20 protein-coding genes and 2 pseudogenes are annotated in these 16,596 nt (G+C 50.1%); 17 read left to right on the top strand and 5 right to left on the bottom strand.

Features of this window, described 5'->3' with window-relative positions; genetic code table 11:
- Positions 1 to 10: 10 nt before the first annotated feature.
- Positions 11 to 634: a hydrogen peroxide resistance inhibitor IprA gene (gene iprA / locus ACK8NJ_RS17905; protein WP_001295817.1), complete on the top strand. Its 624-nt coding sequence runs from the start codon at positions 11 to 13 to the stop codon at positions 632 to 634.
- Here the strand turns inward: iprA and ampH are convergent, their stop codons facing one another.
- Positions 635 to 1,792 carry a D-alanyl-D-alanine-carboxypeptidase/endopeptidase AmpH gene (gene ampH, locus ACK8NJ_RS17900; protein WP_000830741.1) on the bottom strand — a complete coding sequence of 386 codons (1,158 nt, stop codon included), beginning with the start codon at positions 1,790 to 1,792 and terminating at the stop codon, positions 635 to 637.
- A gap of 351 nt (positions 1,793 to 2,143) precedes the next feature.
- Between ampH and sbmA the strand changes: the two genes are divergently transcribed.
- Both sbmA and yaiW read left to right on the top strand, forming a co-directional pair.
- Positions 2,144 to 3,364, top strand: coding sequence for a peptide antibiotic transporter SbmA (sbmA, locus tag ACK8NJ_RS17895; protein ID WP_411961844.1), 1,221 nt, complete (start codon positions 2,144 to 2,146; stop codon positions 3,362 to 3,364).
- A gap of 12 nt (positions 3,365 to 3,376) precedes the next feature.
- Positions 3,377 to 4,471: a surface-exposed outer membrane lipoprotein YaiW gene (gene yaiW / locus ACK8NJ_RS17890; RefSeq protein WP_000092043.1), complete on the top strand. Its 1,095-nt coding sequence runs from the start codon at positions 3,377 to 3,379 to the stop codon at positions 4,469 to 4,471.
- A gap of 57 nt (positions 4,472 to 4,528) precedes the next feature.
- On the opposite strand, the gene ACK8NJ_RS17885 is transcribed toward yaiW, so the two are convergent.
- A complete protein-coding gene (locus ACK8NJ_RS17885) occupies positions 4,529 to 4,837 on the bottom strand; it encodes a YaiY family protein (RefSeq protein ID WP_000763151.1) in 309 nt (102 codons plus the stop codon).
- Between the two features lie 259 nt (positions 4,838 to 5,096).
- Between ACK8NJ_RS17885 and ACK8NJ_RS17880 the strand changes: the two genes are divergently transcribed.
- Positions 5,097 to 5,309: a DUF2754 domain-containing protein gene (locus tag ACK8NJ_RS17880; RefSeq protein WP_001295334.1), complete on the top strand. Its 213-nt coding sequence runs from the start codon at positions 5,097 to 5,099 to the stop codon at positions 5,307 to 5,309.
- Positions 5,310 to 5,332: 23 nt separating this feature from the next.
- Here ACK8NJ_RS17880 and ddlA read toward each other — a convergent pair whose 3' ends face one another.
- Entirely contained in the window at positions 5,333 to 6,427 is a 1,095-nt protein-coding gene (ddlA, locus tag ACK8NJ_RS17875; protein ID WP_000413676.1) for a D-alanine--D-alanine ligase, read from the bottom strand.
- Positions 6,428 to 6,504: 77 nt separating this feature from the next.
- On the opposite strand from ddlA, the pseudogene ACK8NJ_RS17870 reads away from it, so the two are divergent.
- From ACK8NJ_RS17870 to adrA, 5 genes and pseudogenes are all read left to right on the top strand, one after another.
- Positions 6,505 to 6,707, top strand: a pseudogene (locus ACK8NJ_RS17870) (hypothetical protein).
- Positions 6,708 to 6,888: 181 nt separating this feature from the next.
- Positions 6,889 to 7,149 (top strand): anti-adapter protein IraP, encoded by a 261-nt coding sequence (gene iraP / locus ACK8NJ_RS17865; RefSeq protein WP_000792975.1) that lies wholly within the window; start codon positions 6,889 to 6,891, stop codon positions 7,147 to 7,149.
- A 100-nt stretch (positions 7,150 to 7,249) separates the two neighbouring features.
- Entirely contained in the window at positions 7,250 to 8,665 is a 1,416-nt protein-coding gene (gene phoA, locus ACK8NJ_RS17860) for an alkaline phosphatase (RefSeq protein WP_042063842.1), read from the top strand.
- A 118-nt stretch (positions 8,666 to 8,783) separates the two neighbouring features.
- Positions 8,784 to 9,104, top strand: coding sequence for a phosphate starvation-inducible protein PsiF (gene psiF, locus ACK8NJ_RS17855; RefSeq protein WP_001295332.1), 321 nt, complete (start codon positions 8,784 to 8,786; stop codon positions 9,102 to 9,104).
- A gap of 101 nt (positions 9,105 to 9,205) precedes the next feature.
- On the top strand, positions 9,206 to 10,321 hold the full coding sequence (adrA, locus tag ACK8NJ_RS17850; protein ID WP_000484048.1) for a diguanylate cyclase AdrA: 1,116 nt from the start codon (positions 9,206 to 9,208) through the stop codon (positions 10,319 to 10,321).
- A 16-nt stretch (positions 10,322 to 10,337) separates the two neighbouring features.
- Here adrA and proC read toward each other — a convergent pair whose 3' ends face one another.
- On the bottom strand, positions 10,338 to 11,147 hold the full coding sequence (proC, locus tag ACK8NJ_RS17845) for a pyrroline-5-carboxylate reductase (protein ID WP_001295331.1): 810 nt from the start codon (positions 11,145 to 11,147) through the stop codon (positions 10,338 to 10,340).
- Positions 11,148 to 11,266: 119 nt separating this feature from the next.
- Between proC and ACK8NJ_RS17840 the strand changes: the two genes are divergently transcribed.
- The 7 genes and pseudogenes from ACK8NJ_RS17840 to ACK8NJ_RS17810 all read left to right on the top strand — a co-directional run bounded on the left by ACK8NJ_RS17840 (position 11,267) and on the right by ACK8NJ_RS17810 (position 14,533).
- The gene (locus ACK8NJ_RS17840; protein WP_411961843.1) at positions 11,267 to 11,725 is read left to right on the top strand and encodes a YaiI/YqxD family protein; all 459 of its coding nucleotides are present in this window, start codon (positions 11,267 to 11,269) and stop codon (positions 11,723 to 11,725) included.
- 182 nt (positions 11,726 to 11,907) lie between these two features.
- Positions 11,908 to 12,432, top strand: a complete 525-nt coding sequence (aroL, locus tag ACK8NJ_RS17835) for a shikimate kinase AroL (protein ID WP_000193395.1) — start codon at positions 11,908 to 11,910, stop codon at positions 12,430 to 12,432.
- Positions 12,433 to 12,481: 49 nt separating this feature from the next.
- Positions 12,482 to 12,673, top strand: coding sequence for a protein YaiA (gene yaiA / locus ACK8NJ_RS17830; RefSeq protein ID WP_001142439.1), 192 nt, complete (start codon positions 12,482 to 12,484; stop codon positions 12,671 to 12,673).
- Positions 12,674 to 12,930: 257 nt separating this feature from the next.
- The gene (locus ACK8NJ_RS17825; protein WP_001276411.1) at positions 12,931 to 13,608 is read left to right on the top strand and encodes an AroM family protein; all 678 of its coding nucleotides are present in this window, start codon (positions 12,931 to 12,933) and stop codon (positions 13,606 to 13,608) included.
- Positions 13,609 to 13,679: 71 nt separating this feature from the next.
- Complete coding sequence (ppnP, locus tag ACK8NJ_RS17820; RefSeq protein WP_000941942.1) at positions 13,680 to 13,964, top strand: pyrimidine/purine nucleoside phosphorylase; 285 nt, start codon at positions 13,680 to 13,682, stop codon at positions 13,962 to 13,964.
- Positions 13,965 to 14,111: 147 nt separating this feature from the next.
- Positions 14,112 to 14,453: pseudogene (locus ACK8NJ_RS17815) on the top strand (DUF2773 domain-containing protein); the annotation flags it as partial.
- Positions 14,450 to 14,533: a protein YkiD gene (locus ACK8NJ_RS17810; RefSeq protein ID WP_120795376.1), complete on the top strand. Its 84-nt coding sequence runs from the start codon at positions 14,450 to 14,452 to the stop codon at positions 14,531 to 14,533. The pseudogene ACK8NJ_RS17815 and the gene ACK8NJ_RS17810, both read left to right, overlap by 4 nt.
- Positions 14,534 to 14,610: 77 nt before the next feature.
- Here ACK8NJ_RS17810 and rdgC read toward each other — a convergent pair whose 3' ends face one another.
- The gene (rdgC, locus tag ACK8NJ_RS17805; RefSeq protein WP_001298537.1) at positions 14,611 to 15,522 is read right to left on the bottom strand and encodes a recombination-associated protein RdgC; all 912 of its coding nucleotides are present in this window, start codon (positions 15,520 to 15,522) and stop codon (positions 14,611 to 14,613) included.
- A gap of 124 nt (positions 15,523 to 15,646) precedes the next feature.
- Between rdgC and mak the strand changes: the two genes are divergently transcribed.
- Complete coding sequence (gene mak / locus ACK8NJ_RS17800) at positions 15,647 to 16,555, top strand: fructokinase (protein ID WP_001219310.1); 909 nt, start codon at positions 15,647 to 15,649, stop codon at positions 16,553 to 16,555.
- Positions 16,556 to 16,596: the final 41 nt, after the last annotated feature.

Below are 16,596 nucleotides of genomic sequence, written 5' to 3'. Positions count from 1 at the left end.
GGACGCGCAAATGTTATCTGTAGTTAAACCTCTTCAGGAATTTGGTAAGCTCGATAAATGTTTGTCCAGATATGGCACGCGCTTCGAGTTTAATAATGAAAAGCAAGTTATATTTTCAAGTGATGTCAATAGCGAAGATACTTTCGTTATTTTAGAGGGCGTTATCTCTCTGCGTAGAGAAGAAAACGTACTTATCGGTATTACCCAGGCTCCTTATATTATGGGACTGGCTGATGGGTTAATGAAAAACGATATACCATACAAATTAATATCAGAAGGAAATTGTACGGGATATCATCTACCAGCCAAACAAACCATTACCCTTATTGAACAAAATCAACTCTGGCGAGATGCTTTTTACTGGTTAGCCTGGCAAAATAGAATTCTGGAATTACGTGACGTACAGCTCATTGGGCATAATTCCTACGAACAAATCCGCGCAACGTTATTATCAATGATTGACTGGAATGAAGAATTACGCTCACGTATTGGTGTGATGAATTATATTCATCAACGTACACGCATATCGCGTTCTGTCGTCGCAGAAGTTCTCGCTGCTTTACGTAAAGGCGGCTATATCGAAATGAATAAAGGCAAACTGGTCGCTATCAACCGTTTGCCTTCAGAGTATTAATCAGGACGCGGGGATGACCAACGGTTTATTCCCGCTCAGTTCGGTCACCAGGTCATTGATGCCATCGCTCATATTTTTAAAGCGCGTCAATGGCGAACGAGTGACCACCACAAATGCGCCAATGTTCTTCTGCGGGATCATCGCCATATAGGTAATGAAACCGCCACCACCACCTGTCTTCTGAATAATCCCTGGACGACCCTCTTTCGGGGCCATATATACCCAGCCTAAACCAAGCGCATCCGCTTTGCCGGGGACATCCATGCCAATCACTTTCGTAAACTGCGCGCGCTGATAAATCAACGTCTGCATGCGATCTGCCTGGTTACTGCGCTGATAAAAATCAGATGACAAATACTGCTGCATCCAGCGCATCATATCGCCAGGCGTGGAATAGACTCCGCCGCTGCCAATTGCCGCCAGCGTGTTATTGCACGGACTGGCACCGCGCTCAGCAACCATTAAACGGCGGCACTGATCCGGCGAGGGGGTGTAGGTGGTGTCTTTCATCCCCAATGGACGGGTAATCTGCTCTTCAAACAACTGGGTATAAGGCTTGCCGGACGCATTCGCCAGTGCATCTGCCAGCAGATCGAATGCGAGGTTGGAGTACGCGGCCTGGCTGCCCGGCGCGGCTTTTAGTTTGGCAGTGGAAAGGTATTTCCAGCGTTGCTCGCGCGTTGGCCAGACAAATACCGGACGATGTGCCGCGCCACCGGGCTGTTCACGGGGCAGGGCGCTGGTATGGGTTGCCAGATTCACCAGCGTAATGGGCGTCCCATTGTAAGTCGGTACGCGTGCGCCTGGCGGAGCATATTTACTTAGCGGATCGTTTAACTTCACGGTCCCCTGATCGAGCAATTTCACCAGCATCTCACTGGTCATTAACTTGGTGAGGGAAGCAATACGCACGACCGAATCCAGCTGCGGGCGAACGTTATTACCAGGTCGCGTTTCGCCATAACTACGAAAGACGCGCTGGTTACCGTCGATAACAACCAGCGCCATCCCCGTGGCACCGCTGCCGTAAAAAATATGATCGGCATAACGATCGACAATATCAGAGGCGAACTCCGGTTCAGTGATCGGCTGCGCCGCATGGACGGAGGTCAATGACGCCGCACACAGCACGGCAGAAAAAAGCAGACTACGTTTCAACGGTGGTGTCCATAGATTGAATGAAGGTAACTGAGCGTATTTATACTACTCATTGATGGATTGCAAAGGGCGAATTAGTGCAATAATAGTGTTAAAAACGTAACGGCGCGTAAACACGATCTTTTTCCTGCTCACCAATGCCTGCATTTGTGATCCTGCGCGTGTTAATCCGCTTATGTAAACAATCTTTGGTTTGTGAAATCCGTCGAAACAATTCTTATGGTCAGGCTGGCGAACTAAGCGCCTTGCTATGGGTCACAATGGGCGGTTTCATTTGGCTGACGCTTTGTAGCGGTCATGCGGTTAATACACAGCAGTTGTTAAAACGATAAGAAGTTAGCAGGAGTGCATATGTTTAAGTCTTTTTTCCCAAAGCCGGGAACGTTTTTTCTCTCGGCCTTCGTTTGGGCATTGATTGCCGTTATCTTCTGGCAAGCAGGTGGGGGTGACTGGGTGGCGCGTATCACCGGAGCTTCCGGGCAGATCCCGATTAGCGCTGCACGTTTCTGGTCGTTGGATTTCCTGATTTTTTACGCTTACTACATTGTTTGCGTAGGACTTTTTGCATTGTTCTGGTTTATCTACAGCCCGCATCGTTGGCAATACTGGTCAATACTCGGTACTGCACTGATCATCTTCGTCACCTGGTTTTTGGTGGAAGTCGGGGTCGCCGTCAACGCCTGGTATGCGCCGTTCTATGATCTGATTCAAACCGCGCTAAGTTCGCCGCATAAAGTCACCATCGAACAATTTTACCGCGAAGTGGGCGTCTTTCTGGGGATTGCGCTGATCGCGGTAGTGATCAGTGTGCTGAACAACTTCTTTGTCAGTCACTACGTGTTCCGCTGGCGTACAGCGATGAACGAATATTACATGGCGAACTGGCAACAACTGCGTCATATCGAAGGTGCCGCCCAACGTGTGCAGGAAGACACCATGCGTTTTGCTTCAACGCTGGAGAATATGGGCGTCAGCTTTATCAACGCTATCATGACGTTGATCGCCTTCCTGCCGGTGCTGGTAACGCTCTCCGCGCATGTGCCGGAGCTGCCGATTGTCGGGCACATTCCGTATGGTCTGGTGATTGCCGCTATCGTCTGGTCGCTGATGGGGACCGGATTACTGGCAGTGGTAGGGATCAAACTGCCGGGGCTGGAGTTTAAAAACCAGCGAGCAGAGGCTGCCTACCGTAAAGAGCTGGTTTATGGTGAAGACGATGCCACGCGCGCGACGCCGCCTACGGTACGCGAGCTGTTTAGCGCTGTACGGAAAAACTATTTCCGCCTCTATTTTCACTATATGTATTTCAACATCGCTCGCATTCTCTATTTGCAGGTCGATAACGTTTTCGGTTTGTTCTTGCTGTTTCCGTCAATTGTTGCCGGTACGATTACGCTCGGCCTGATGACGCAGATTACCAACGTTTTTGGTCAGGTTCGCGGAGCTTTCCAGTACCTGATTAACTCATGGACCACACTGGTTGAGTTGATGTCTATCTACAAACGTCTGCGCAGCTTTGAACATGAGCTGGATGGTGACAAAATTCAGGAAGTAACCCATACCTTGAGCTAAAAAGGAGAAGTAATGTCGCGCGTCAATCATCTATCTTCGCTGTCATTGTTGGCGGTTCTGGTTTTAGCGGGGTGTAGTAGTCAGGCTCCGCAACCGTTGAAAAAGGGCGAAAAAGCGATAGATGTGGCGAGCGTCGTGCGGCAGAAGATGCCTGCGAGCGTGAAAGACCGCGATGCCTGGGCGAAAGATCTCGCCACCACGTTTGAAAGTCAGGGGCTGGCACCGACGCTGGAAAACGTCTGCTCGGTGCTGGCGGTGGCGCAGCAGGAGTCAAATTATCAGGCAGATCCGGCCGTTCCGGGCTTAAGCAAGATCGCCTGGCAAGAGATTGACCGTCGTGCTGAACGGATGCACATTCCTGCTTTTCTGGTGCATACCGCGCTAAAAATCAAATCGCCAAACGGCAAAAGCTATAGCGAACGGTTAGATTCGGTGCGTACAGAAAAGCAATTGAGCGCGATTTTTGACGATCTGATCAGCATGGTGCCAATGGGGCAGACGTTGTTTGGTTCGCTTAATCCGGTGCGCACCGGTGGGCCGATGCAGGTCAGCATTGCTTTTGCCGAACAGCATACCAAAGGATATCCGTGGAAAATGGACGGTACAGTCCGTCAGGAAGTCTTCAGTCGTCGCGGCGGGTTGTGGTTTGGTACTTACCATTTACTGAATTATCCCGCCAGCTATAGCGCGCCGATATACCGTTTTGCTGATTTTAACGCTGGCTGGTACGCCAGCCGTAATGCCGCGTTTCAGAACGCGGTCAGTAAGGCCAGCGGCGTGAAGCTGGCACTGGACGGTGATTTAATTCGTTACGACAGTAAAGAGCCCGGGAAAACCGAACTGGCAACGCGCAAACTGGCGGGAAAACTGGGGATGAGCGACAGTGAAATTCGCCGCCAGTTAGAGAAAGGGGACAGCTTCTCTTTTGAGGAGACGGCGCTGTACAAGAAAGTTTATCAACTTGCCGAAGCGAAAACGGGTAAATCACTACCCCGCGAAATGTTGCCTGGCATTCAACTGGAAAGCCCGAAAATCACCCGCAACCTGACTACGGCCTGGTTTGCGAAGCGCGTAGACGAACGGCGGGCGCGTTGTATGAAACAGTGATCAAACAGGAATGTCATGCCAGATAAAGCGTTTTAGGTCCTATCTGGCAAGTAAATCTTACTGGCGGCGATGTCGCCAGTGCAGCCATAGCGCCACTACTGCAAAAATGAGGCAGCCAACTAAAAACGGGATCAGCCCGAAAATGGTGCCGACACCTAAACCAATTTCCACCCGTGGGCGACCTGTTTCCTGGACCTGCATTAAACGCTCATAGACGCCGGGCGCATGCACTAGCAGGTTCAGCAATTGCGCCCCAGCCCAAAAGCAAAACAGCACAAACAACGCATAGGCAATATTGCCAGGCGTTGAAGAGGCATTGCGATATTTTCCGCTAAACAGCGATTTTGACAGGGTGAAATCAGCCATAAAAACCTCCGGAAGTCATCTGCTTCTCTTCTGGTGTGATACCAGCGGCTTATGGCAAGTCTGACAGGTCATTAAGATTGTCAATATCAGAATCATGGTAAATTGATGTTGGGAATATTCCCGAAGCGTGAATCTTCGTCGTGAGTCACAAAATGACAACCTTAAGTTAAATTTATTAACAATTACGGAAATGTTGTCTACGGCACAGACGGATGTTGCAGAATATGCAAGGATGTTGTTTTTCGTTAACGGAGCTGCCATGAACTTGCCTGTAAAAATCCGCCGTGACTGGCACTACTATGCGTTCGCCATTGGCCTTATATTCATTCTTAATGGCGTGGTGGGTTTACTGGGATTTGAAGCAAAAGGTTGGCAGACCTATGCCGTCGGTCTGGTGACGTGGGTGATTAGTTTCTGGCTGGCGGGGCTGATTATTCGTCGTCGCGATGAAGAAACTGAAAACGCCCAATAAGAATATTATCGGGCATTTAAAAATTACATTGTGGTTTTCAATGCGTTATCCGCAGCGTGACGCTCCAGCGCCAGCTCAATCAAACGGGTGATCAGGTCGGTGTAACCCAGACCGCTGGCTTGCCACAGCTTCGGATACATACTGATGTTGGTGAAGCCAGGCAGTGTGTTGATCTCGTTGATCACCACGTCGTTCTCTGGGGTTAAAAACACGTCTACACGCGCCATGCCTGCGCATCCCAACGTCTGATAAGCCTGAACGGCAATCGCCCGGATCTTATCGTTGATTTCTGGCGCAATGGCTGCCGGAACTACCACTTTCGCGCCATCTTCGTCAATGTACTTGGTGTCGTAGGCATAAAAATCGCTGGTGAGTACGATCTCGCCACAGGTGCTGGCTTGCGGATTGTCGTTGCCCAGAACTGCGCATTCGATCTCACGACCTTTGATCCCTTGCTCAACGATCACTTTATGGTCGAACTCGAACGCCAGATCGACGGCAATTGCGTACTGTTCTTCACTGGTTACTTTGCTGACACCAACAGAAGAGCCCTGATTAGCCGGTTTTACAAACAGCGGTAACCCCAGTTTAGACTCCACTTCGGCAAAACTGATGTTGTGACGATTAGCGCGCGTCAGGGTAATAAATGGCGCAATGTTCAGCCCGGCATCGCGCAGCAGACGTTTGGTGACATCTTTATCCATACAGGCCGCTGAAGCCAGAACATCAGAACCTACAAACGGTAAATTGGCGACCCGCAGCATTCCCTGCAAGGAACCATCTTCGCCCAGCGTACCGTGGACAATCGGGAAAATGACATCCACCGTCGGCAACGGCTGACCGTTTTGCGCGTCGATAAGCTGATGTTCATGTTTACCAGGCACCTGCGCAAGGCTGGTCGCCGAAGGGCGCAACGCAATATGGGCAGGATCGTCTGCATTTAGCAGATAATTGCTGGCATCGCTGACGTGCCATTGCCCTTGTTTATCAATGCCCAGCAGCACAACGTCGAAGCGACTTTTATCAATGGCATCGACAATGTTTTTTGCCGATTGCAGAGACACTTCATGTTCCGCTGATTTACCACCAAAAACGATTCCTACCCGCAGTTTTTCCATCTTAAAAACCTATCCCGTCTAACACAAAGTGCATACATTACCACGACAAAACGGGGGATTCGCGGCCTTCTGACAGAATGTTGCAATCTTCTGCTGACAAAGCGTGCAACGTACTGGTGAAGAAAGTGCGTTATCTCAATGATGTGCGCAAGATCACAAAAATGATGAACGGGAAGCTAATTTATTCCTGGCTTAAATGGCCATGCAGTGAGTTTTTTCTCTTAATTATAAGTTAACGAAGAGAATATATTTCATAACTTTTATTTATAATAAAGGTTGATAATTAAAAGCCTATATTTTGTGAGGGTAATTATTTAAATAAGAGAAACGTTTCGCTGGTAATCAAACAAAAAATATTTGCGCAAAGTATTTCCTTTGTCATAAAAATAATACTTCCAGACACTATGAAGTTGTGAAACATAATGTTAACTTCTCCATACTTTGGATAAGGAAATACAGACATGAAAAATCTCATTGCTGAGTTGTTATTTAAGCTTGCCCAAAAAGAAGAAGAGTCGAAAGAACTGTGCGCGCAGGTAGAAGCTTTGGAGATTATCGTCACTGCAATGCTTCGCAATATGGCGCAAAATGACCAACAGAGGTTGATTGATCAGGTAGAGGGGGCGCTGTACGAGGTAAAGCCCGATGCCAGCATTCCTGACGACGATACGGAGCTGCTGCGCAATTATGTAAAGAAGTTATTGAAGCATCCTCGTCAGTAAAAAGTTAATCTTTTCAACAGCTGTCATAAAGCTGTCACGGCCGAGACTTATAGTCGCTTTGTTTTTATTTTTTAATGTATTTGTACATGGAGAAAATAAAGTGAAACAAAGCACTATTGCACTGGCACTCTTACCGTTACTGTTTACCCCTGTGACAAAAGCCCGGACACCAGAAATGCCTGTTCTGGAAAACCGGGCTGCTCAGGGAGATATTACTGCACCCGGCGGTGCTCGCCGCTTAACGGGTGATCAGACCGCCGCTCTGCGTGATTCTCTTAGCGATAAACCCGTCAAAAATATTATTTTGCTGATTGGCGATGGGATGGGGGACTCGGAAATTACTGCTGCACGCAATTATGCCGAAGGTGCGGGCGGCTTTTTTAAAGGTATCGATGCCTTACCGCTTACCGGGCAATACACTCACTATGCGCTGAATAAAAAAACCGGCAAACCGGACTACGTTACCGACTCGGCTGCATCAGCAACCGCCTGGTCAACTGGTGTCAAAACCTATAACGGTGCGCTGAGCGTCGATATTCACGAAAAAGATCACCCAACGATTCTGGAAATGGCAAAAGCCGCAGGTCTGGCGACCGGTAACGTTTCTACCGCAGAGTTGCAGGATGCCACGCCCGCTGCGCTGGTGGCGCATGTGACCTCGCGCAAATGCTACGGTCCGAGCGCGACCAGTGAAAAATGTCCGGGTAATGCTCTGGAAAAAGGCGGGAGAGGATCGATTACCGAACAGCTGCTTAACGCTCGTGCCGATGTTACGCTTGGCGGCGGCGCAAAAACCTTTGCTGAAACGGCAACCGCCGGTGAATGGCAGGGAAAAACGCTGCGTGAACAGGCACAGGCGCGTGGTTATCAGTTGGTGAGCGATGCTGCCTCACTGAATGCGGTGACGGAAGCGAACCAGCAAAAACCCCTGCTAGGACTGTTTGCTGACGGCAATATGCCAGTGCGCTGGCAAGGACCGAAAGCAACGTACCACGGCAATATCGACAAGCCCGCAGTTACCTGTACGCCTAATCCGCAACGTAATGACAGCGTACCGACCCTGGCGCAGATGACCGACAAAGCCATTGAATTGTTGAGTAAAAATGAGAAAGGCTTTTTCCTGCAAGTTGAAGGTGCATCAATCGATAAACAGGATCACGCTGCGAATCCTTGTGGGCAAATTGGCGAGACGGTCGATCTCGACGAAGCCGTACAACGGGCGTTGGAATTCGCTAAAAAGGATGGCAACACGCTGGTCATAGTCACCGCTGATCACGCCCACGCCAGCCAGATTGTCGCGCCGGACACCAAAGCGCCGGGCCTCACCCAGGCGCTAAATACAAAAGATGGCGCAGTGATGGTGATGAGTTACGGGAACTCCGAAGAGGATTCACAAGAACATACCGGCAGTCAGTTGCGTATTGCAGCGTATGGCCCACATGCTGCCAATGTCGTTGGACTGACCGACCAGACCGATCTCTTCTACACCATGAAAGCCGCTCTGGGGCTGAAATAAAACCGCGCCCGGCGGTGAATTTTCGCTGTCGGGTGGTTTTTTTGCTGTTAGCAACCAGACTTAATGGAAGATCACGGGCGCACACGCTCATGGTTAAAACATGAAGAGGGATGGTGCTATGAAAATAACATTACTGGTTACCTTGCTTTTCGGTCTGGTTTTTTTAACCACCGTCGGCGCTGCCGAGAGAACCTTAACCCCGCAACAACAGCGTATGACCTCCTGTAATCAGCAGGCGACGGCGCAGGCGTTGAAAGGGGATGCTCGTAAGACCTACATGAGTGATTGCCTGAAGAACAGCAAGTCTGCGCCTGGTGAAAAAAGTTTGACGCCACAGCAGCAAAAGATGCGCGAATGTAATAATCAAGCAACGCAACAATCTCTGAAAGGTGATGATCGTAATAAGTTTATGAGCGCCTGCCTCAAGAAAGCCGCCTGATACCTGATAGTGCTAACGGGTGAGCTACGAAAATGGCTCACCCGAAATTTCATACTACTGCCTTTAGCCCCGTCTCTATAATTTGGGAAAATTGTTTCTGAATGTTCCCAAAAATAATGAATGATGAAAACTTTTTCAAAAAAGCGGCGGCGCATGGGGAGGAACCTCCTTTAACTCCTCAAAACGAACATCAGCGATCCGGGCTGCGCTTCGCCCGTCGCGTCAGACTACCCCGCGCGGTTGGCCTGGCTGGCATGTTCTTACCGATTGCTTCAACGCTGGTTTCGCACCCGCCGCCGGGCTGGTGGTGGCTGGTGTTGGTCGGCTGGGCGTTCGTCTGGCCGCATTTAGCCTGGCAGATAGCGAGCAGGGCCGTCGATCCGCTTAGCCGGGAAATTTACAACTTAAAAACCGATGCAGTATTAGCGGGAATGTGGGTAGGCGTAATGGGCGTAAACGTGCTGCCTTCCACCGCGATGTTGATGATTATGTGTCTGAATTTGATGGGGGCAGGCGGCCCCCGTCTGTTTGTCGCGGGTCTGGTATTGATGGTGGTTTCCTGTCTTGTCACCCTTGAACTGACGGGCATCACCGTGTCGTTCAATAGTGCGCCGCTGGAATGGTGGCTCTCCCTTCCCATTATCGTCATTTATCCTCTGCTGTTTGGCTGGGTCAGCTACCAGACGGCGACTAAACTGGCGGAACATAAACGCAGGTTGCAGGTCATGAGTACCCGCGACGGTATGACGGGCGTGTATAACCGACGTCATTGGGAAACTATGTTACGCAATGAATTTGATAACTGTCGGCGGCATAACCGCGATGCGACATTACTGATTATCGATATCGACCATTTCAAGAGCATCAACGATACCTGGGGCCATGATGTGGGCGATGAAGCGATTGTGGCGCTTACCCGACAGTTACAAATAACCCTGCGCGGTAGCGATGTGATTGGTCGGTTTGGCGGCGATGAGTTTGCGGTAATCATGTCCGGTACGCCAGCTGAGAGCGCCATTACCGCCATGTTACGGGTGCATGAAGGGCTAAATACATTACGTCTGCCGAATACGCCACAGGTAACTTTACGGATTAGTGTGGGGGTTGCGCCGCTGAACCCACAAATGAGTCACTATCGTGAGTGGTTGAAATCGGCAGATTTGGCGCTTTACAAAGCAAAGAAAGCCGGACGTAACCGCACCGAAGTGGCGGCCTGACGTCCGGCAAAAGTCATCAGGATTTACTGAGTTTTTCTGATTTTTCCATACACTTCGTCATCGCTTCGATCACTGCGGCACGGAAGCCTTTCTCTTCCAGTACGCGTACCGCCTCAATGGTGGTGCCTCCCGGTGAGCAGACCATATCTTTCAGTGCCCCCGGATGTTCTCCCGTTTCCAGCACCATTTTTGCGGAACCCATTACCGCCTGAGCGGCAAATTTATACGCCTGGGCGCGAGGCATCCCGCCCAGCACGGCGGCGTCGGCCATCGCTTCGATAAACATAAAGACGTAGGCTGGCGAAGAACCGCTCACACCGACCACCGGGTGGATCATCGGCTCAGCAATTACTTCCGCTTCGCCAAAGCAGCGGAAAATATTCAGCACATCAGCGGTATCTTCTGGGGTTACCAGCGCGTTTGGCGTTACGGAGGTCATCCCGGCATTAACCAGCGCGGGAGTGTTCGGCATGGCGCGGATAATTTTCCGGTCATGGCCCAGCGCACGGGCAAGCTGGTCGAGTGTGACACCTGCTGCAATAGAAACGACCAGAGAGTCTTTATTCAGGCTGGAGGTGATTTCGCTAAGCACTTTAATCATGATGCCTGGTTTAACGGCGGCAAAAATGATGTCGGCGATTTGCGCCACTTCTTGCGCCGATTCTGCGGCGTTGATGCCGAACTGGTCATGCAGGGCGGCGACTTTATCCGGGGAGGGGGTATATACCCAGATTTGCCCTGGAAGCACCTGACCGCTGGCAATCAGACCGCCGAGAATGGCTTTTCCCATATTGCCGCAGCCAATAAAACCGATTTTCTTTTCCATTGCCTCACTCCTGCCGTGAAATTCATTGTTTTGATAATCGCTGGCAGAAGCATAAACAGAACTATGCCGGAAGGCAAAAGCGCGACACAATAGAGGATTACCCAACAAAGGATGACTTTATGACAATTTGGGTGGATGCCGACGCGTGTCCCAATGTAATTAAAGAGATTTTGTATCGCGCGGCGGAACGTATGCAGATGCCGCTGGTACTGGTAGCAAACCAGAGTTTACGCGTGCCGCCATCGCGATTTATTCGTACGCTGCGCGTCGCGGCAGGTTTCGACGTTGCCGATAACGAAATTGTCCGGCAGTGTGAAGCGGGCGATTTGGTGATCACCGCAGATATACCTTTGGCTGCTGAAGCCATCGAGAAAGGCGCGGCGGCGCTTAATCCTCGCGGCGAACGTTATACGCCAGCGACCATTCGTGAGCGCCTGACGATGCGCGATTTTATGGATACCTTACGTGCCAGTGGGATCCAGACCGGAGGACCAGATAGCCTTTCACAACGTGACCGCCAGACCTTTGTCGCAGAGCTGGAGAAGTGGTGGCTGGAAGTGCAACGTAGTCATGGCTAAATGTAATTTATTATTTACACTTCATTCTTGAATATTTATTGGTATAGTAAGGGGTGTATTGAGATTTTCACTTTAAGTGGAATTTTTTCTTTACAATCGAAATTGTACTAGTTTGATGGTATGATCGCTATTCTCATGATACCGGCTTTCGCCGCATTGCGACCTATTGGGGAAAACCCACGATGACACAACCTCTTTTTCTGATCGGGCCTCGGGGCTGTGGTAAAACAACGGTCGGAATGGCCCTTGCCGATTCGCTTAACCGTCGATTTGTCGATACCGACCAGTGGTTGCAATCACAGCTCAATATGACGGTCGCGGAGATCGTCGAAAGGGAAGAGTGGGCGGGATTCCGCGCCAGAGAAACGGCGGCGCTGGAAGCGGTAACTGCGCCATCCACCGTTATCGCTACAGGCGGCGGCATTATTCTGACGGAATTTAATCGTCACTTCATGCAAAATAACGGGATCGTGGTTTATTTGTGTGCGCCAGTATCAGTCCTGGTTAACCGACTGCAAGCTGCACCGGAAGAAGATTTACGGCCAACCTTAACGGGAAAACCGTTGAGCGAAGAAGTTCAGGAAGTGCTGGAAGAACGCGATGTGCTATATCGCGAAGTTGCGCATATTATCATCGACGCAACAAACGAACCCAGCCAGGTGATTTCTGAAATTCGCAGTGCCCTGGCACAGACGATCAATTGTTGATTTTCGAGCGCCTATACTTAACGTTCATCCCGTGAAATAAGGAAGAACGATGCCAACGAAACCGCCTTATCCTCGTGAAGCATATATAGTGACGATTGAAAAAGGAAAACCAGGACAGACGGTAACCTGGTACCAACTCAGAGCCGATCATCCTAAACCAGACTCGTTGATCAGTGAACATCCGACCGCTCAGGAAGCGATGGATGCGAAAAAACGCTATGAGGATCCTGACAAAGAGTGACCGCATCAGACTGCTCGGAAGGGATTCTGAGTGCCACCACAAGGGATCTGCGTCACATTTTTCACAATTCATGTTTTTCAAATAATTAGAATATTAAACAATAACAATCCATTACTGGAATCATTTGGAATCTTTACATTATGCCGTGCAGGTCTGCTGCTACGCTTTTTGTCATTTGTAGCACAGGTAAGTGTCAGCAGTGGTGCTTAGCGCTTGCCCGGTAATTAACGACGAAATAAAAGTAAGGTGGAAGAACAATGAGTGCGTCGTTGGCGATCCTGACCATCGGCATTGTACCTATGCAGGAAGTTTTGCCGCTCCTGACAGAATACATTGACGAAGATAATATTTCCCATCATAGCCTGCTGGGGAAGTTAAGCCGCGAAGAAGTGATGGCGGAGTACGCGCCAGAAGCAGGCGAAGACACAATTCTCACATTATTAAATGACAACCAGCTGGCCCATGTTTCGCGTCGTAAAGTGGAACGAGACCTGCAAGGTGTGGTTGAAGTGCTCGATAATCAGGGTTACGACGTCATTATATTAATGAGTACAGCAAACATTAGTAGTATGACCGCGCGTAATACGATCTTTCTTGAGCCGTCGCGGATATTGCCACCGCTGGTTTCCTCTATTGTTGAAGATCATCAGGTGGGGGTTATCGTACCGGTTGAGGAGTTGCTGACCGTTCAGGCGCAAAAATGGCAAATTTTGCAGAAACCGCCAGTATTTTCATTGGGTAACCCCATTCATGATTCAGAACAAAAAATCATTGATGCCGGGAAAGAATTACTGGCAAAAGGGGCTGATGTCATCATGCTGGATTGTTTGGGATTTAACCAGCGTCATCGCGATTTACTGCAAAAACAGCTCGATGTTCCTGTCTTGCTCTCTAACGTATTGATTGCACGGCTGGCTGCGGAATTACTGGTGTAATTTTGCGTGACAGCCAGCGCCTCTGGCCCCTATAGTGAAGTAGATGTTCAACTACCAGACAGGGCCAGTTTATGCTTCAAAGTAATGAGTACTTTTCCGGCAAAGTGAAATCGATCGGCTTTTCCAGCAGCAGCACTGGTCGCGCCAGCGTGGGTGTTATGGTTGAAGGCGAATACACCTTCAGCACCGCTGAGCCGGAAGAGATGACGGTAATCAGTGGCGCGCTGAATGTGTTACTGCCTGACGCGACCGACTGGCAAGTGTATGAAGCCGGTTCGGTGTTTAATGTTCCCGGTCACAGTGAGTTTCATCTGCAAGTTGCCGAACCCACCTCTTATCTGTGCCGCTATCTGTAATTCCTCGCCTTCCCCTTGAACGGGAGGGCATTTTTCTGAAATGTTCTCTCATAAACCCATAATAATATTTCCTTTGCTGCGATTTTTTCGATTTCCGATATATTCATAATTCATCAAGGTTGATATAAATATCAGCGAAGATCTCCAGATATTGTTGCGGAACTGGCGACGATAAAAGATAAATCAGATGATGAATGGTGGCGTGCATTGCTGCAAAGTCGCAATGATCATTTGCGCCAAACGGCATTGCGCAACGCACATACCCCGGCGTCGTTGTTAACGGCATTGACTGAGCCTCAGGATCGGGCGTTGGTTATTAATAATCCACAGTTGGCTGCCGATGTGAAAACGATGTGGTTAAAAGATGATCCATCATTACTCTTATTTGTCGATCAACCCGATCTTTCGCTGTTACGTGATTTAGTGAAAACCGGGGCAACGCGGAAAATTCGCAGTGAAGCGCGTCACCGGCTTGAGGAAAAACAATGACACAACGCCCATGGAGCAAGTTACAGCGTAAAACGCATAATATTGCTGCGCTAAAAATTATTGCCCGCCGTAGCGAATAATTATATGCCTGGTGTGGCTTCGTACGCCGGATAAGACGCGGCAGGCGTCGCATCCGGCATTAAAGGTAAATCAGCAATTAACGTTGTGCTTCGCCACCTAATCCTTCAATCAGGTTTTGAATTAACGCTGCCAGTTCACCAGTCATCAGGATGAAATCGGCATCAAAACGCTGGGCGAAATCTTCACGGTCGATATCTTCGTTTTGATCGCGCAGCTCGTCGCAGAACTTCAGACGCTTGAGCGAACCATCGTCGCACATCACAAACTGAATGCGCTGCTGCCAGTCGAGCGCCAGTTTAGTCACCACTTTTCCGGCTTCAATGTGATTGGTGATCTCTTCGCTGGTCAGATCTTGTTTCTTCGCGCGGATCACTCCACCATCTTCCAGCAGCGATTTCAGCTCGGCTTCATCAAGCAGCTGGAAGCCCTGTGCCGCGCTGCCGGAGCGTACCCATTCGGTCAGCGTCAGTTCAATCGGGTTTTCCATGCTCAATGGTACAACCGGTAACGACCCCAGGCTTTTACGCAGTAATGCCAGCGTATCTTCCGCTTTTTTGGCACTGGCGCAGTCCACCATAATCAAACCATTAACCGTGTCGATCCACATCATTGTCTGGCTAAAACGGCTGAAAGCACGCGGCAGCAGAGAGTGCAGCACTTCGTCTTTCAGCGAATCTTTTTCGGTTTTCTTCAGCTTACGCGCCTGTTCCGCTTCCAGTTTGGCGATTTTCGCTTCCAGCGCCTGTTTAATCACCGGAGACGGGAGGATTTTTTCTTCTTTGCGCGCGCAGATAACAATTTGACCATTGGCAACGTGCGTTAACGCATCGCTGTGCGATCCCATCGGAGGAACCCAGCCCATCTTCGCCATGTCCTGGCTGCCGCATGGGGTAAATGCCATCGAGGCTAGCTGTTTTTCCATCTCTTCTGCACGCAGCGAAATCTCGCGGCTAAGACGGTAAACCATTAAATTTTTGAACCACAGCATGATAATTTCCACGGCCTTGTCGTTAAATTTAGCGGGCATGATAACGAATTGTCGGCGGGCTTGCATTGCCAATCCGGTTGTCCGTCTCTACGCTATTGATATTGAAAAAAATAAGGAGAGTACCGTGCGTATAGGTATCGATTTAGGCGGCACCAAAACTGAAGTGATTGCACTGGGCGATGCAGGGGAGCAGTTGTACCGCCATCGTCTGCCCACGCCGCGTGATGATTACCGCCAGACCATTGAAACGATCGCCACGCTGGTTGATATGGCGGAGCAGGCGACAGGGCAGCGCGGAACAGTGGGGATGGGCATTCCTGGCTCAATTTCGCCTTACACCGGCGTGGTGAAGAATGCCAATTCAACCTGGCTCAACGGTCAGCCATTCGATAAAGACTTAAGCGCGCGGTTGCAGCGGGAAGTGCGGCTGGCAAATGACGCCAACTGTCTGGCGGTTTCAGAAGCGGTAGATGGCGCGGCAGCGGGAGCGCAGACGGTATTTGCCGTGATTATCGGCACGGGATGCGGCGCGGGCGTGGCATTCAATGGGCGGGCGCATATCGGCGGCAATGGCACGGCAGGTGAGTGGGGACACAATCCGCTACCGTGGATGGACGAAGACGAACTGCGTTATCGCGAGGAAGTCCCTTGTTATTGCGGTAAACAAGGTTGTATTGAAACCTTTATTTCGGGCACGGGATTCGCGACGGATTATCATCGTTTGAGCGGACATGCGCTGAAAGGCAGTGAAATTATCCGCCTGGTTGAAGAAAGCGATCCGGTAGCGGAACTGGCATTGCGTCGCTACGAGCTGCGGCTGGCAAAATCGCTGGCACATGTCGTGAATATTCTCGATCCGGATGTGATTGTGCTGGGGGGCGGGATGAGCAATGTAGACCGTTTATATCAAACGGTTCCGCAGTTGATTAAACAATTTGTCTTCGGCGGCGAATGTGAAACGCCGGTGCGTAAGGCGAAGCACGGTGATTCCAGCGGCGTACGCGGCGCTGCGTGGTTATGGCCACAAGAGTAAAAAACGTAGGCAATTGGCGCATCATGCCTGATGCGATGCCG

The organism is Escherichia sp. F1 (assembly GCF_046764225.1).
Taxonomy (GTDB): domain Bacteria; phylum Pseudomonadota; class Gammaproteobacteria; order Enterobacterales; family Enterobacteriaceae; genus Escherichia; species Escherichia coli.
Note: the sequence above shows the minus strand (reverse complement) of the source record. Positions and strands in the feature narration are given on the sequence as shown.

Excerpts from the sequence above, each read along its gene's own strand:
- ddlA (WP_000413676.1), bottom strand. The coding sequence starts at position 6,427 with ATGGAAAAACTGCGGGTAGGAATCGTTTTTGGTGGTAAATCAGCGGAA.
- yaiW (WP_000092043.1), top strand. The coding sequence starts at position 3,377 with ATGTCGCGCGTCAATCATCTATCTTCGCTGTCATTGTTGGCGGTTCTG.
- iraP (WP_000792975.1), top strand. The coding sequence starts at position 6,889 with ATGAAAAATCTCATTGCTGAGTTGTTATTTAAGCTTGCCCAAAAAGAA.
- ACK8NJ_RS17880 (WP_001295334.1), top strand. The coding sequence starts at position 5,097 with ATGAACTTGCCTGTAAAAATCCGCCGTGACTGGCACTACTATGCGTTC.
- ACK8NJ_RS17810 (WP_120795376.1), top strand. The coding sequence starts at position 14,450 with ATGACACAACGCCCATGGAGCAAGTTACAGCGTAAAACGCATAATATT.
- ppnP (WP_000941942.1), top strand. The coding sequence starts at position 13,680 with ATGCTTCAAAGTAATGAGTACTTTTCCGGCAAAGTGAAATCGATCGGC.
- ACK8NJ_RS17825 (WP_001276411.1), top strand. The coding sequence starts at position 12,931 with ATGAGTGCGTCGTTGGCGATCCTGACCATCGGCATTGTACCTATGCAG.
- yaiA (WP_001142439.1), top strand. The coding sequence starts at position 12,482 with ATGCCAACGAAACCGCCTTATCCTCGTGAAGCATATATAGTGACGATT.
- ACK8NJ_RS17840 (WP_411961843.1), top strand. The coding sequence starts at position 11,267 with ATGACAATTTGGGTGGATGCCGACGCGTGTCCCAATGTAATTAAAGAG.
- ACK8NJ_RS17885 (WP_000763151.1), bottom strand. The coding sequence starts at position 4,837 with ATGGCTGATTTCACCCTGTCAAAATCGCTGTTTAGCGGAAAATATCGC.
- psiF (WP_001295332.1), top strand. The coding sequence starts at position 8,784 with ATGAAAATAACATTACTGGTTACCTTGCTTTTCGGTCTGGTTTTTTTA.
- rdgC (WP_001298537.1), bottom strand. The coding sequence starts at position 15,522 with ATGCTGTGGTTCAAAAATTTAATGGTTTACCGTCTTAGCCGCGAGATT.
- iprA (WP_001295817.1), top strand. The coding sequence starts at position 11 with ATGTTATCTGTAGTTAAACCTCTTCAGGAATTTGGTAAGCTCGATAAA.
- adrA (WP_000484048.1), top strand. The coding sequence starts at position 9,206 with ATGTTCCCAAAAATAATGAATGATGAAAACTTTTTCAAAAAAGCGGCG.
- proC (WP_001295331.1), bottom strand. The coding sequence starts at position 11,147 with ATGGAAAAGAAAATCGGTTTTATTGGCTGCGGCAATATGGGAAAAGCC.
- aroL (WP_000193395.1), top strand. The coding sequence starts at position 11,908 with ATGACACAACCTCTTTTTCTGATCGGGCCTCGGGGCTGTGGTAAAACA.
- sbmA (WP_411961844.1), top strand. The coding sequence starts at position 2,144 with ATGTTTAAGTCTTTTTTCCCAAAGCCGGGAACGTTTTTTCTCTCGGCC.